Below are 14,881 nucleotides of genomic sequence, written 5' to 3' on the forward strand. Positions count from 1 at the left end.
TTCTAGAAAGTTTATACGAATGCGCTTAAGCGTGGTTCTGGCGCGAAAATCGCTGGACCAGGGGAGGCAGTGATGGGTGCCGTGCTAGTTGCTAGTTGGATGCAGGGGGCGCGGCGGGCGGGTGAAGGCAGTTCGGATGCCAAGGGCTGCCATGGCTGCGAGTATGGCAAAGGCGAGGACGCTGGCCATGTACAGGGGTGCGGCTAGATCCGCGGCGGCATCGGCGTTCCAATCGGCAAAGGTGTCGCCCACCGAGTTCATATTGGCGAAGGAAGCGAAGAAATAAGCCGGTGCGCCTAAGGCAATGATCAGGCTCCAAGCTCCGATAGCCGCCCAGGCGGGCAGCTTGCGTCCGGCAGAAACTACCGGAACGAGCCAAGAAATGGCGAGGGCGGTTCCAGTGGCTGCGAAGACCCACCCTCCAAGCGAGTCGTAATTCTGGTCCATTGAGGCCATCTCGGAAATGGTTTCATCGAGGGAGAGTCCACTTGCTGCGGTCACGGCCCAATTGTTCATGAGCAGTGAGCCGTAAGCCGCGTAAGCCACGATCATGGCGAACCCGGAGATGGCTAGAAGTTTACGCATGTCAGTAGCCTAACAGTGCACTAGTCAACTCGGTGGGATAACCAATACGCGTATGAGTTGGGCGTCCATGCTACTTCCTTGCACGATCAAGCTGTCCTGAGGCCAGCTGCCTGTATTCCAGCTGCAAGAATCCGTGAATCAGATGCCCTTAGTCGGTAAGGTGGATTATGGGCCGATCGGGCGCCAAAAGCGATCGCGCGAGCGACATCACCCAGCGCCGCAATGCAGCGCCAACCGTTAGAAGGAGACTAGGGATGATCTTCACCAAAAAAGGCGACGCCGCAGTTCTGGCCAAGCTCAGCACAGCTCCAGCACCCTATCGCGAGATTGCCGAACGGCTTCACGCCATAATCATGCAGAGCGCACCATCACTGGAGCCGATCGTCCGCTGGGGACTTCCGTTCTACGTCCGGGATGGCAAAGACGTCTGCTACATCAAGCCTGACAAGGACTTCGTAGCTTTCGGTTTTGGAGAAGTCGTGAATCCTGCCTACGAGGAAGGCTCCCACATGCATCCAGTTGCATGGACTATCACCTCGCTGGATTCTGCAACGGAAGACAGGATCCGGGACCTGGTGAAGAAGGCCGCGGGCTGATCCCGAGCAAGCTAGCTGGCCGCAAGATGAACAGTGCGCCCGCTGCAGGCAGCCGCATTGCCTGGAGTCCGTCCTCAAGTGCGCCGAAGGCCCCGGCAGCGTCATTGCTGTCGGGACCTTCCGCTTCGCGTCGGTAGTACTGAGGGCAAAAGCCTAGGCGGCAAGCATCGAGATGCCGTGCTCCTCTTCTGGTATCCATCCGGTCCAGGCCCAGTGGTTCTGGGGTTCGCTGGTATCGGCAGCTCGGTGCGCGATGGATTGGGGTTGGAACTTCCCGGCTGGATCGTTCAGTGTTGAAGCATTCATGCTGCGCTCCCATTGGATTGGCGGGTGTTCGCCCGTTCGTCGAGGTTCCGGGTACGGCAACGGCGGGGGTCCGGCCAATGCTGCCGGGACCCCCGCCGTGTTGAGGCGCGCTGGGGCTTACTTCACAGGGTCGAGCACGAAGTCGTAGGTGACCTGCTTGCCGTTGCCCGATGCTGCTGGGTGCACGTCGAGCATCAGTTCCGGCTTCACCGCGGTGGCGATGTCGTCGTCGTTGTGCGCATCGCCCGGGAAGTACAGCTGGGCGGTGAGCAACTCGTGGCCCTCGGCGGAGACCTTCAGGTGCAGGTGCGCTGGGCGCCACGCGTGCCAGCCGGCGGCGGCGATCAGCTGGCCGCAGGCGCCGTCGGTCGGGATCTGGTACGGGGCTGGCTGCATGGTGTTGATCTGGAAGTTGCCTTCCTCGTCAGCAATGAAGGTGCCGCGCAGGTTCCACTCGGGGATGCCAGGGGCGAACTGCGAGTAGAAGCCCTCTTCGTCTGCGTGCCACAGCTCGATCTTGGCGTTCTTCAGCGCCGAGCCGTCGGTGGAGCGGACCTGGCCCTGGAAGAGCAGGTTGGTGCCCTTCTCGTCCTCGCGCATCGAGATGGTGGCAGGGGTGTTCTGCGAAGGCGCTTCGGGCACGTAGTAAGGGCCTTCGATCGAGCCCTTGTTACCTTCGCGGTGGTCGGTGGCGACCTCTTCCACCGAGTGCTCCAGCCACACGTCCAGGAACAATGGCCATTCGCCGTCGTCGCCAACCTTGATCAACCATGCCTTCAGGGCATTGAACTCGTCGTAGCTCACGCGCTCTTCGAGGATGATGTCGTTGGCGGCCTTGACGAGCTTGGAAGCAAGCATGTTCACGCGCTCGGTGGAGGTCGCGATGCTGCCGAGCTTGCCGGAGTTGCGGAAGCTGTCGGTGGCGGCGTTGCCGGACTTGGCTGCAGTTGCGTCTGCTGGAGTTTCAGTGGTCATGGTGACTCCCCTAAATTATGTGGTGTGGCGGATGCGGATCCATACTGTGACCCCCATCATCCCGGGTGATTGATATTCAATGTAGTGCAGCGTCTATGCCAAGTGAAATACTCATTTGTCGGCCATTGGAACGTTTTGAATATCAATGCTTGTGGGCTGGGACACGGAGGGAATCCGCCGGTCCGGAAAAGTCCTAGGCCAGCGAATTCGGATGCCTGGCCAGCGCGGTGACCTTGATCTTCATGTACGGGTACATCGGGAAGCCGCTGAGGATTTCGTGCAGTTCGTCGTTGGATTCGACGTTGTACAGCGAGTGGTTCGCGTACTCGCCGACCACGCGCCAGATGCCCTGCATCTTGCCGCTGCGCTGCAGGCTTGCGGAGTACTCCTTTTCCCGGGCCTGGAAGTCAGCGACTTGCTCATTGGTCAGGTGGTCCGGGAAAACAACGTCCATACGGGCGAGGAACAACATGGGGATCTCCTTTAGTTCGAGGTGGAAAGCACGTGGTCCTGGCGGTAGCGCGCCAGCTTGGATTCGTCGATGGCGGCGCCCACGCCGGGCACGGTGCGCACCGGAATGCGGCCGTTGACGATCTGCAGCGGCTCGGCGAGCAGGTCATCGGCCATGTCCAGGAAATTGGACAGTTCACCGGCGCGGCGGCTGGTGGCTTCGAAGGCCGCGCCGAAGGTCACCGTGGCCAGCGAGCCGACCTGGGTGTCGATCTGGTTGCCCATGGTGACATCCACGCCCAGTCCGGTGCACAGGCCCAGGATTTCGGTGGCTTCGGTGAAGCCCGAGCGGGCGGTCTTGATGCAGATTGCGTTCGCGCCGCCGGAGAGCAGTTCGCGCGAGGCATCGCCCGCGGTGGGCGCGGACTCGTCGGCGACGATCGGGATCGGGGAGCGTTCGACCAGGCGGCGTCGGCTCATCGCTTCCTTGGCATCGCACGGCTCTTCGAGCATGGTCAGGCCAAGGCCCTCGGTCTGGCGCAGCACCTCCATGGACTCGTTCGCGCTCCAGCCGCGGTTGGCGTCCAGGTAGAGCTCCACGTCCTCGCCCAGCCCTTCGCGCAGCACGCGGCAGGCCTCGATGTCCAGGGCGAGCGGGCGGCGGCCGACCTTGAGCTTGAAGGTGGTGATGCCGTACTGCTCGACGAAGCGCAGGGCCTCGTCGAGCAGCGCCTGGGCGGGCTTGAAGCCGAGCATGTGGCTCACGCGCATCGAGTCGGTGAAGCCGCCGAGCAGCTTGTGCACCGGCGTGCCCAGCGCCTGGCCGATGGCGTCCCAGACGGCGATGTCGATCGCGCCCTTGGCCACCTGGTTGTGGATGGTCCTATCCAGCACCTGGCGGATCTTGGCGCGGTCCATGATCTCCAGGCCGATCAGCTGCGGGGCGAAGACATCCTGCACGATCGCGACGATGGACTTCTGCGTCTCGCCGTAGGTGTACGGGCGCGGCGGGGCGTCGGCGGTGCCGATCACGCCTTCGTCGGTGTGCACGCGGATGAGCACGTGCTCGGCGGTGTGCACCTCGCCGCTGGCAAAGCGCAGCGGGTGGTTGTAGGGGATGGCGTAGGGGATTGTTTCAATCCGCTGGATTCGCATCGGGGTCCAGCCTTTCTAGGGGGTTGAGCAATGTGCAAAGTTCCAGGAAGTTGCGCACCAGCGCAGACTCGTTGCCGGCCTTCCAGGCGATCGCCAGGTCGACGGCCGGTGCGTTGCGCAGCGGCCGGAAGGTGATCCGGGTGCTGTGCGGCAGGTAGTGTGTGGTGGGCAGCAACCCGATGCCCAGGCCCGCGGCGACGAAGGTGAGCAGGGTGGAAGTCTCGCTGGCCACCTGCGCGATCTGCGGGGCGAAGCCCACTCGGCGGCAGGAGTCCATGATGATGTTGTTCACCGCGGAGGATGGCGGGTAGCAGATGAACTTCTCGCCAGCCAGCTGTTCCAGGTCCAGCTCATCGTGGGCGGCGAGCGGGTGGCCCAGCGGCAGCGCCACGGCCAGGTGGTCGCGGTCCAGCAGCATGTAGTCCACCTCGGTGCCGCGCACCGGCGGGCGCAGGATGGCCAGGTCCAGGCGTCCCTCGACCAGTCCCTCGACCATCTGCGGGGTGAGCATTTCGCCCTGCACATTCAGCTGCAGGCCCGGCATCTGCTGGGAGCTGGCTTCGATGAGCTTGGGCATGATGCGCGAGGTGGCGCTGCCGGTGGAACCCAGTCGCAGCACGCCCAGCGCGCCTTGGCCCACGGTGCGCACATCGCGGGAGAGCTGGTCGAGCTCTGCAAGCAGGATGCGCCCGCGGCGCAGCAGCAGCTCACCGGCGTTGGTCAGTTCCACCTTGCGCGTGGTGCGGATCAGCAGCTGGGTATCCAGGGTCTCTTCGAGCTGCTTGATCTGCTGGGAGAGCGGGGGCTGCGCGATATGCAGGCGCGCCGCTGCGCGGCCGAAATGGCGTTCTTCGGCGACGGCGACAAAGTAGCGAAGTAGTCTCGTGTCCATGGTGCTCCGATCGTCGGACCGCGCGTCGAATGCGCAGAAGACGCTTGCTGGCAACTCTAACGCGGCGGTCCAAGAGGGTGAAATACTTATTCTGGGTCGATTGAGAGTCTACAAGTATGAATGACTGGGCCGCACTGTATTCAACGATTGATTTCCAGGGTTGAATTATGCCGGGAGGCACTGGACTGCCACGGGCCCCATGTTGCCCCATGCCGCCACTTGGCCACCGGCGCGGCTCCTTCCTGGCGCTTGGCAGCGGGACAGCTCGCGGCTAGGGTGTGAATGTGACGCTGGGCACATGTTTCGTGTCCCCGCCAATTCCGACGAGGCGATCCATGAAGGGGTACGCAGATGAAGGCTTATGCCCAGGGCGAGAGCGGACCGCAGCTGATCGAAGAGACGATCGGAGCGAACTTCGAACGCACCACTGCCCGCTTCGGGCCGGCAGAAGCACTGGTCGAAGCGGCCAGCGGACGGCGTTGGTCATGGAGTGAACTGGATGCGCAGATCAACTCCCTGGCCAAGGGCCTGCTGGCCGCCGGCCTGGAGGCGGGAGACCGGGTGGGCATCTGGGCACCTAACTGCGCGGAATGGGTATTCGCGCAGTACGCCACCGCGAAGATCGGCGTCATCCTGGTCAATGTCAATCCTGCCTACCGCACCCACGAATACGCCTACGCGGTCAACCACTCCGGGGTGCGCCTGCTGCTGGCGGTCTCCGAATTCAAGACCAGCAACTACCGTTCGATGGTGGAGGCGACCCGCGCCGACACCCCGAGCCTCGAACGCGTGGTCTACGTGGACACCGGGGACTTCGCCCAATTGCTGGGCGAGGGCGAGCAGGTCAGCGACGAGGAGCTGGCCCGGCATCTGGCGGCCACCAAGCCCGGGGACCCGATCAACATCCAGTACACCTCGGGCACCACCGGCTACCCCAAGGGCGCGGTGCTCAGCCACCGCAACATCCTGAATAACGGCTACCAGGTCACCGGCATGATCGATCTGGACGAGCATGACCGGCTGTGCATCCCGGTACCGTTCTACCACTGCTTCGGCATGGTGATGGGCAACCTGGGCTGCACCTCCCGGGGCGCGACCATCGTCATCCCGGCCCCGGGCTTCGACGCCGAAACCACGCTGCGGGTGGTGGCGGAGGAGAAATGCACGGGCCTGTACGGGGTGCCCACGATGTTCATCGCCATGCAGAACCTCTCCAATTTCAAGGACTACGACCTTTCGTCGCTGCGCACCGGCATCATGGCCGGATCCATCTGCCCGGTCGAGGTGATGCGCCGCTGCATCGACGAGATGGGCATGGACGGGGTGTCCATCGCCTACGGCATGACCGAGACCTCGCCGGTCTCCTGCCAGACCCGCAGCGACGACGATATCGAGCGCCGCACCTCCACCATCGGCCGGGTGCACCCGCATGTGGAAATCAAGGTGGTGGACCCGGTGAGCGGCGAAACCCTGCAGCGCGGGGAAACCGGCGAATACTGCACCCGCGGCTACTCGGTGATGCTCGGCTACTGGAACGACGAAGACAAGACCCGGGCGGCCATCGACGACGAAGGCTGGATGCACACCGGCGACTTGGCGGTGATGCGCGAGGACGGGTGCTGCACCATCGTGGGCCGCATCAAGGACATGGTGATCCGTGGCGGGGAGAACATCTACCCGGCGGAAATCGAGGAATTCCTCTACAAGCATCCGGATATCGAGGACGTGCAGGTGGTCGGGGTGCCCGATGAGAAGTACGGCGAGGCGATCTGCGCCTGCATCCGCATGAGGGACGGCCGCGAACCCCTGGACGTTGCGGCCATCGGCGAATATTGCACCGGGCATCTGGCGCATTACAAGATCCCCGCCTACGTGCAGATCCTGCAGGATTTCCCGACCACCGTCACCGGGAAGATCCGCAAGAACCAGCTGCGCGAGGATGCGGCGAAAGTGCTCGAACTGTAGCCAAATGCCACCAGGCAGGGCGCAAGGCACAGCGTTGCTTTGGGTGGAGGTGACCTTGGACATAAATACTGCGTCGATGATTTTTCCGACTGCTAGTTTTCCAAGTAGCTTGCCTTGGGCAAGCCTGGCATGATTTGCTGATCCAGATCAGGTCCAGGCCAGGGGTTGCCAAGGAATCCGAACGTGAATGGGGCGCGTACTTGCAGAAACATTTCAGCCGCTTAGTGGGCATCGCTGTCATTTTGATCGTCGTTCTCGCGGCCTCGCTCTTGGCCTGGGCGTTAAGCATGAGCGGGAAGCCTGCGCTGATGTGGAACCCGATCGAGGTCCATATCGGAAAACTCTGGACTACTTTCTACAGCACCGAGCTGCCGGATCTGTCCATCCTCGCTTTCGCCGTCGCCGCAGCGGTCATCCTGGTGCTGCTGGTGGTCCTGGGCGAACGCTTTGTCACCTGGCGCTATCGCCGGACGCCGATCCAGAAATCGAGCCGGCCGCTGGCGCCCAAGGCGGTGATGGCCCGGACGCGGGGCATCTACGCCGGGCCGGTGACCGTGACCGTGCTGATCCCGGCGCACAATGAAGAAGCCTCCCTGCCGTACACCCTGAAAGCACTGGAAGAGCAGAGCTTTGCTCCCTCGCGCATCATCGTGGTTGCCGACAACTGCACCGACCGGACCGTGCAAGTTGCCCGCGAGCACGGGGTCGAGGTGTTCGAATCGGTGGAGAACAAGCACAAGAAGGGCGGCGCGCTGAACCAGGCGCTGCACTCGATCCTGCCCGGGATGGGCGATAACGACTGCGTCATGGTGATGGATGCCGACAGCCAGATCGGCGCGGACTTCCTGGCAACCGCCCGGGACCGCTTCACCTGGGACCGCGCGCTGATGTCCGTGGGCGGGCTGTTCCACGGAGAAGAGGGCCATGGGCTGATCGGCCAGTTCCAGCGCAATGAGTACACCCGCTACCAACGCGAAATCGGCCGTCGCGACGGCCGGGTCTTCGTGCTGACCGGAACGGCCTCGGTGTTCCGCGCGACGGCCCTGCGCGAAGTGGCTGCGGCACGCGGGAGCATGCTGCCGGGCACCTTCGGCGAGGTCTACGACACGGCGGCTTTGACCGAAGACAACGAACTGACCATTGCGCTGAAAACCCTCGGCGCGCTGACCACATCGCCGCAGGACTGCACGGTGGTCACCGAGCTGATGCCCAACTGGAAGATGCTGTGGGCGCAGCGGCTGCGCTGGCAGCGCGGCGCCTTGGAGAATCTGGGCGCGTACGGAGTCACCCCGCAGACCACGCGGTACTGGGCCCAGCAGATCGGCATCGGCTACGGCGTGATCGCGCTGTTCAGCTATTTCGCGCTGATGATCATCATGCTGGTCTCCATGGACAACTGGGTGTGGTTCCCCTTCTGGATGCTGCTTGGAGCGCTCTTCGCTGTCGAGCGCGTGGTCACGGTCTGGCACGGCGGCTGGAAAGCCAGGATCATCGCCGCGCTGGTGATTCCGGAATTGGTCTATGACGCCTTCCTGGACCTTGCGTTCCTCAAGGGCGTAGGGGATATCGCGTTTGCCCGGAGCGCGGATTGGAAGCACGTCGACCACGCGGGCGCCGCACGTAAGGAAAGCACCTCATGATGAATCACCTCGTCCAGATTCCACATGGAATCATTCTTCCCGAGAGCGTTCTGCTCAGTGATTGGTTCGCGGTGCTCGCTTCGTTCGTCGCGATCAACACCGTGCTCTATCTGGTCCTGGGACTGGCCAAGCTGCTGCCGGTGATCCGGATCCGCAGCTCGCGGGGACGGGAACGGCGCTCAGAAACCCGGAATATCGATCCCGAGGCGTCCGTGTAGCTCATGCATCGCAGCTGGCAACCCCGCAAGCTCTATGCCCGGGCTGAAATAGAAGCCCTGCGCATAGTCGAAGTCCAGCTTCCGGGCCAGATCCAGATGTTCACCGGTTTCGATCCCCTCGACCAGAGTTCTGGCACCGATCTCGCGGGCAGCGGCCAGCAGGATGTCAACGTGTTCGCGAGCCTGCGTCGATGCCAGGTAGCGGATGAAAAGCGAACGGTCCAGCTTCACAATGTGCGGCTTCAGCCGGAGGATGCGCCCCCGCGTTGCATAGCCGATGCCGGCATCGTCAACCAGCAGCAGGCAGCCGAGCTCATCTGCATGGATGCGGGCGGCATCGCAAACTTCCGGCGCGGACTGCTCGTGCAGTTCCAGGCCCCAGAGCAGCCGGGGATCGAGTGCCGGCTCTGAGTGCGCGAACGCCCTGATCGCTGGACCCGAAGCATTCATGGTGAGCAGCAGCCCGTCGGGCAGGCCTTGGCTGGATTCGACAATGCGCTCCAGAGCGCGAAGCTCAAGTTCTACCAGGTTGCCTTCGGTCCGGGCCGCGGAGAAATGCTCGTCAGGGCTGCGCCCGTCGCTGAAGCGCGCCAGTGCCTCGAAACCCAGCAGCGTTGTGGAACGCAGGTTGATCAATGGCTGGAATACGAACTTCATGGACTACCTAACCTGGCGGTATGGGCTGGCAACTTGATTGCTGATTAGGCTGTTGCTACGAATGAGATCTTACCGCGCCACTGGCCGGGATCACGCGGTTAAGATGAATTAAAGAGAAAGCGGGTGATGGCATGCCGAGGACAATGGATCGGCGGTCAAACGACGACGGAATTTGGTGGAGCCGGTTCCTGCCAGCCAGGCTCCGCCGCATCAAGCGATTGGAAGTGGCTGTCACAGGGATGGTGGCAGTTTTCCTGCTGCTTTTCTATGTGGTCAACCTGGGCAATGATTTCAGCTCTCCGCTCTTCCAGAAGCTGGCGGTAGCCAGGGTTGCCGGGGCGCTGGGGCTGGTGATCGCCGTGTGGTGGATGCTGGATCGTTTTCCGTTGTGGATCGCCTATCTCGGGGCCCTGGCCGAACTGTCGGCCTTCGTGGTCTTCGTGGGTTTTTCGCTAAACCATGAGCAGATCGTCTTCAGGCTCCAGGAATTTCCGCTCATCGCACTGTACATGTCGTGGCTCTTTCCCCCGGCCGTCACCCGGTGGACCATCTACCCGATCATGGCTTTCACGATTCCCTACTCGGTGTTCTTCGGCCCTGCTGTGGGCACCGAGCACCAAAGCGGGCTGTTGAACGTGCTGAGCTTGGTCTTCTTCACCGTCGCCGGGATGTTCGTCGGCCTCTACGTCAAGCGCCGGTTCCGCCAGCAAACCCAGATCGACGCATTGACCGGGGCCTTGAACCGCGTCGGGCTGGCCGTGCGCGGCGATGCCGCCTTGCTCTCCTCCCGGAAATACCGCAGGCCCCTGGCTGTGGCGCTGCTGGACCTGGACGGATTCAAGGAGATCAACGACCAAGGCGGCCACGAAGCCGGGGATCTTGCCTTGAAGCAACTGGTGCGGCATCTGCGCAGTGCCACGCGGGCCGGGGACCTGGTCAGCCGCTTGGGCGGCGATGAATTCGTGCTGGTTTTCCCTAATACGACCCGTGGCCAGGCTCAGGTGCTGATGGAGCGCATCGAGCTTACATCGCCGCTGGCGTGGAGCTTCGGAACGGCAGAAGCCCGCACGGATGACAACTTGAGCACGATGATTCTCCGTGCCGACCGGGACATGTACTCCTCCAAGCGCCTGCGGACGGCCGAACGCGGAAAGAGCGCGGAGGGAAGCTGAGCTCCGTGCCCTAGTTCAGCTTCCCGCCCAGGCGGTCCTGCATCTTCTGGCTGGCCTCGTTCAGGCCGCGGATTTCCACGGTTTTCCCGTAGTTCTGGTACTTGGTGCGGATCGAGTCCAGGGCGGCGATGGTCGAGGCGTCCCACAGGTGCGAATCGGACATGTCGATGATGACCTTCTCGGGGTCCTGCGCGTAGTCGAACTGGGTGTACAGGTCGTTCGAGGAGGCGAAGAACAGTTCGCCGTTAACCTTGTACACGGCGGCATCCGGGGTTGCGCTGCGATCCACGGTGACCATATGCGCCACGCGATTGGCGAAAAGCACCATCGCCGAGAGGATGCCCGCCCCCACGCCGATGGCCAGGTTGCTGGTGATCACGGTGAGCGCCACGGTGATGGCCATGACGAAGGTTTCGCTCTTGGGCATCATCTTCAGCGTGCTCGGTCGGATGGAATGCCAGTCGAAGGTGGTCGCCGAAACCACGATCATCACCGCCACCAGGGCCGCCATCGGAATCTGCGCGACAATGTCGCCGAGCAGCACCGCGAGCAGCAGCATGAAGATGCCGGCGAAGGCGGTGGAGATGCGGGTGCGCCCGCCGGAGACCTTCACGCCCACCATGGTCTGGCCGATCATCGCGCAGCCGCAGATGCCGCCGAAGAAGCCGGTGACGATATTCGCGGTGCCCTGTGCCCAGGACTCGCGGGTCTTGCTTGACGGGGTATCGGTGATGTCATCGACCAGCTTGGCGGTCAGCAGCGATTCGAGCAGCCCCACGAAGGCCACCGCGATCGCGTAGGGCGCGATGATCTGCAGGGTCTCCAGGTCCAGCGGCACCCCGGGCAGGTGGAAGATCGGCAGCGAATCAGGCAGTTCGCCCTTGCCGCCCACGGTCGGAACGGCGACCTTGGCAAAGATGGTGATCGCGGTGAGCACCACGATGGCGATCAGCGGAGCCGGAACCGCCTTGGTGATCTTCGGGAAGAAGCACACGATGGCCACGCCCAGGATCACCAGCGGGTAGACCATCCACGGGACATTGCGCAGCTCGGGCATCTGCGCCCAGAAAATCGAGATGGCCAGGCCGTTGACGAAGCCGATCATCACCTGGCGCGGGATGAAGCGCAGCAGCTTGGCCACGCCCAGCAGCGCCAGTGATACCTGGATGATGCCGGCCAGGACCACCGTGGCGAAGAGATACTCCACCCCGTGGGTGCGCACCAGCGGTGCGACCACCAGAGCCACCGCGCCGGCAGCTGCCGAAATCATCGCCGGGCGCCCGCCGGTGATCGCGATGACCACCGACATCGTGAAGGACGCGAAGATGCCCACGCGCGGGTCGACTCCGGCGATCACGGTGAAGGCGATGACCTCGGGGATCAGTGCCAGGGAGACTACCAGGCCGGCGAGCAGCTCTGTCTTGAGCAATCGCGGGGACTTCAGGGTGCGCAGCACCGACTGTCGTTGCAGGGGCGTCAGTTCAGCGGTCGCGGTACTCACCGGGGCTCCGTTTCGTCAGATGTCCCAGGGAAGGGAAATTGGGAACCCGTCTACGTTATCGCACCTATGCCCGATTGGGCTCAGGGCTGCAGATCGGACGCAGGCGCTGACCGTCATTCGGGAGGTACGCGCTCGCCGGTTGGGAGAATGAACAGATTGCTCAACAGTCAGAGCCCAGGCCTGGTACTCTCCACGAGGTCTTTACTGAGAAAGCACCGTTTCCTGCCAAATTACGCTGCGGAGCCAATCAATCCACGGTGGGTTGTGGTTACGACTACTGAATGTTCCTATCGACGAGATTTCCATTCCGCTGTCGAAGTTTCGTGGTGACGAGCGGTGCATGCTCGAATCCACATGGAGGAAGGTCGGTACTTTGTTCGCACGGATTTCATCAGTGCTGCGCGGTCCTGCGAATCGTTACTTTGGTGCCGGTGAGGGGTGAATATCAAAATTGCCGTCACAACCCTGCTGTGGGTCTAAGTCGGAGAAATTGAAGCGCACGGTAGGCACAGCCGACTTTTTTAACTGCTGAACCAGATCGTATGGCCTCCATCGGCATGCCACATGACCGGAGGCCAAATGCAGTGTCTGAATCACAATATTGAATTGTAGGCTCGATGGCTCGTCTGCTGGTCTGACAGTCGGTTGCATGAGCAATGCTGAAAATTTCAGCGATGTTCGGTACGGGTCAACCTGTCTCCTTTGGTGCGGCCATCATCACGCTGAGAAGCCACGCCTGGTTTGCCCCCTTTTCACGTTCGGCAACTTCACATACTGGCGTAAGGAACTGGATGCTTATCACAAAAGCTCGCCGACACCGCGAAGGTTTGTTTCACCGAGGCTGACTCTGTGCAGATATTGACCCGGTGCTTCTTGCTCAGCGGTGTCCCGACTGCAATATAGGCCTGTAGGCTGTGGGGACTCCATGATTCCGAAGATTGGATTCCCATCGCCATCCTCGTCGTACGGCAATAAAGTAGTATGCGTGAGATACAGAATGCCGCCCCCTGTCAGTTCCATGCCTTCAGTATTCTGGACCTTCCGAGCTTCCCAGCTGACTTGAGTTTCTGGGTACTTTTCCTGAATCTCATAGCATTCACGCTCACTGGCCACGATCGCAATTATTGGCTCTATGTGTTCTAGATCTGGAAACGGGCTGGGTTGTTTACCGTAGACAACGAAAACCATCAGTTCCTCTGAATATTTCGATCTAAGACGATTCTTGATTTTTGTCAGGATATTGCTTAGAGGCGCATCGAACCCCCTTCTGCACAGGAGCATAAGCATCAGCATAGTAAGTCTTGCCATTGTAGACAATTGTTCCGAGGGTGCGACCTGACCAAGTGGTCGTTTTTGCAGATTTACATGTCAGCGCGTGATTTGTCTGCTGGAAGACAGTCGGGTAGTAGGTGCCATTATGTTTACCAGCTTTTATCTTTTGGGCTGGCTGGCCAATCGCGCGACCACCCTTGACCCACCACGCAAGCCGCTTAAAACGTGCCTGGGAAGAATGGTGGATCGCAGTGACTTTCTTGGTGCAATAGGTAGTGGATTTGAAGCCACCCGTCTCGTACTTCCCGGATTTTCTGGTGTGAAAACCTTCGGCCACGATCTTGCAAGGCCCATAGTTAACCTTTGCCATGGTCCCCACGTTGAATCCCGCTTGACGCAGTTCATCCATCATGTTCATTTTGGCTACTGCTTCGGCAGGTGATGCCGCTTCAATGTAGTTGGATTCTGCAGAGGTCTTTTCGGAGAAAAAATCTTTCGTTGAAAGGGCGTATTCCGAGGACTGCTGCAACGTGTAGGTTTCGCCAACCGGAGTTTCAACAGCTTGCGCCGTCCCTGGCGATACAGTCACCAAATACAATGCAAGGGGTAATGCGACAAAGGAAAATTTCATCATTATGGTCTAAGTTGAATATTAAACATTTAGATATGAATGGGACGTTTTTATTATCGATAGTAGTGTAACCGATTTTCGAGAATCTACCATTGGTCCAAGTCCGCACATGGAATTTAGGTTCCACGGCCGCGGGGTGCGGTTATTAGGAACTTTGGCCATTCTGATACCCCTGGTAGCCCTGATCGCAGCTCTCCTTCCATGCCGTAATCATGATGCCCAAATTCTCCTTCGCACGGTCGATGCCGTTGGTTACGAGATCTTGGGCCGCGCCTTCGTATTTCTCGATGGTTAGACATAAGGTTCTGCTTACAAGGAGCCCATAACCGTCAGCCGGAGCTGCGATATAGGAGTCAAGCGAAATTAATAGTCACAATTCAGTCACTCCGGATGTTTTAAGCCCGACGTTAATGCATATAGGACAGGCTCGACTTAGCCCCTCAGCCGACCGATTCACATCGGGGTCACTAAATCAGGTCGCAGATGGCACCTAGATCGTAAGACTTGTGGACGGACCAGGCTGTTGCCGAGGACCGCGGATAAAAGTATTGAGAAATTCAGGACATGATAGCCCCGGGGGGCGAATCGGGGTTAGATTCACGAACGACTTTCAATGCCAAAATGTATACCCTTTTCGATATGTCCATCCATGAAAGCGTGTGTGAGCGGAGCCAAAAGTTGCAGGTGAGCGAGCTGCGATCGACCGGAACAAGTGTTTGCCGAACGTGGGGTATCGTCATGGTAAGTAGTGCCTCCGAGGTGGAACAAGGGCAAGGCGCTATTGAGGCCAGAGGGCGGGTCGTTGATCCAATCTGTTCAATAAAGGGCGAGTAGCTCTGTAGGGCAGCTCACTTAAAGTGGGCACC

Annotated in this window: 15 protein-coding genes; 5 read left to right on the forward strand and 10 right to left on the reverse strand. The window is 60.8% G+C overall.

Translation table 11 applies throughout. The features are described 5' to 3' along the window. Positions 1-84: 84 nt before the first annotated feature. Positions 85-585, reverse strand: coding sequence for a hypothetical protein (locus tag CQ012_RS11950; protein ID WP_105662271.1), 501 nt, complete (start codon positions 583-585; stop codon positions 85-87). Between the two features lie 254 nt (positions 586-839). Between CQ012_RS11950 and CQ012_RS11955 the strand changes: the two genes are divergently transcribed. Continuing rightward, positions 840-1,181 (forward strand): DUF1801 domain-containing protein, encoded by a 342-nt coding sequence (locus CQ012_RS11955; protein WP_286134659.1) that lies wholly within the window; start codon positions 840-842, stop codon positions 1,179-1,181. A 153-nt stretch (positions 1,182-1,334) separates the two neighbouring features. On the opposite strand, the gene CQ012_RS17630 is transcribed toward CQ012_RS11955, so the two are convergent. From CQ012_RS17630 to CQ012_RS11975, 5 genes are all read right to left on the reverse strand, one after another. Continuing rightward, complete coding sequence (locus CQ012_RS17630) at positions 1,335-1,487, reverse strand: hypothetical protein (protein ID WP_166650756.1); 153 nt, start codon at positions 1,485-1,487, stop codon at positions 1,335-1,337. 117 nt (positions 1,488-1,604) lie between these two features. Further along, the gene (gene catA / locus CQ012_RS11960; protein WP_105656483.1) at positions 1,605-2,462 is read right to left on the reverse strand and encodes a catechol 1,2-dioxygenase; all 858 of its coding nucleotides are present in this window, start codon (positions 2,460-2,462) and stop codon (positions 1,605-1,607) included. A gap of 193 nt (positions 2,463-2,655) precedes the next feature. Further along, positions 2,656-2,934: a muconolactone Delta-isomerase gene (gene catC, locus CQ012_RS11965; RefSeq protein ID WP_105662272.1), complete on the reverse strand. Its 279-nt coding sequence runs from the start codon at positions 2,932-2,934 to the stop codon at positions 2,656-2,658. Positions 2,935-2,945: 11 nt separating this feature from the next. Next, positions 2,946-4,067: a mandelate racemase/muconate lactonizing enzyme family protein gene (locus tag CQ012_RS11970; protein WP_105662273.1), complete on the reverse strand. Its 1,122-nt coding sequence runs from the start codon at positions 4,065-4,067 to the stop codon at positions 2,946-2,948. Next, on the reverse strand, positions 4,048-4,959 hold the full coding sequence (locus tag CQ012_RS11975; RefSeq protein WP_105662373.1) for a LysR substrate-binding domain-containing protein: 912 nt from the start codon (positions 4,957-4,959) through the stop codon (positions 4,048-4,050). The genes CQ012_RS11970 and CQ012_RS11975 overlap by 20 nt, the downstream gene beginning before the upstream one ends. 351 nt (positions 4,960-5,310) lie before the next feature. Between CQ012_RS11975 and CQ012_RS11980 the strand changes: the two genes are divergently transcribed. The 3 genes from CQ012_RS11980 to CQ012_RS11990 all read left to right on the forward strand — a co-directional run bounded on the left by CQ012_RS11980 (position 5,311) and on the right by CQ012_RS11990 (position 8,782). After that, on the forward strand, positions 5,311-6,924 hold the full coding sequence (locus CQ012_RS11980; RefSeq protein WP_105662274.1) for an AMP-binding protein: 1,614 nt from the start codon (positions 5,311-5,313) through the stop codon (positions 6,922-6,924). 287 nt (positions 6,925-7,211) lie between these two features. Then, on the forward strand, positions 7,212-8,564 hold the full coding sequence (locus CQ012_RS11985; protein ID WP_105662374.1) for a glycosyltransferase family 2 protein: 1,353 nt from the start codon (positions 7,212-7,214) through the stop codon (positions 8,562-8,564). Then, a complete protein-coding gene (locus CQ012_RS11990; RefSeq protein ID WP_286134077.1) occupies positions 8,561-8,782 on the forward strand; it encodes a hypothetical protein in 222 nt (73 codons plus the stop codon). Before CQ012_RS11985 ends, CQ012_RS11990 begins: the two co-directional genes overlap by 4 nt. Here CQ012_RS11990 and CQ012_RS11995 read toward each other — a convergent pair. Beyond that, a complete protein-coding gene (locus CQ012_RS11995; RefSeq protein WP_105662275.1) occupies positions 8,744-9,439 on the reverse strand; it encodes an EAL domain-containing protein in 696 nt (231 codons plus the stop codon). The two genes, CQ012_RS11990 and CQ012_RS11995, sit on opposite strands and share 39 nt — an antisense overlap. Positions 9,440-9,663: 224 nt before the next feature. Between CQ012_RS11995 and CQ012_RS12000 the strand changes: the two genes are divergently transcribed. After that, a complete protein-coding gene (locus CQ012_RS12000; protein WP_166650757.1) occupies positions 9,664-10,611 on the forward strand; it encodes a GGDEF domain-containing protein in 948 nt (315 codons plus the stop codon). Between the two features lie 10 nt (positions 10,612-10,621). Here CQ012_RS12000 and CQ012_RS12005 read toward each other — a convergent pair whose 3' ends face one another. The 3 genes from CQ012_RS12005 to CQ012_RS17465 form a co-directional block, all read right to left on the reverse strand. Next, the gene (locus CQ012_RS12005; RefSeq protein ID WP_105656477.1) at positions 10,622-12,112 is read right to left on the reverse strand and encodes a SulP family inorganic anion transporter; all 1,491 of its coding nucleotides are present in this window, start codon (positions 12,110-12,112) and stop codon (positions 10,622-10,624) included. Positions 12,113-12,910: 798 nt separating this feature from the next. Next, the gene (locus CQ012_RS12010; RefSeq protein WP_286134660.1) at positions 12,911-13,300 is read right to left on the reverse strand and encodes a hypothetical protein; all 390 of its coding nucleotides are present in this window, start codon (positions 13,298-13,300) and stop codon (positions 12,911-12,913) included. 22 nt (positions 13,301-13,322) lie between these two features. Continuing rightward, on the reverse strand, positions 13,323-14,018 hold the full coding sequence (locus CQ012_RS17465) for a hypothetical protein (RefSeq protein ID WP_181149068.1): 696 nt from the start codon (positions 14,016-14,018) through the stop codon (positions 13,323-13,325). Positions 14,019-14,881: the final 863 nt, after the last annotated feature.

The organism is Arthrobacter sp. MYb214 (genome assembly GCF_002979865.1).
In the GTDB taxonomy this organism is placed as follows: Bacteria; Actinomycetota; Actinomycetes; order Actinomycetales; family Micrococcaceae; genus Glutamicibacter.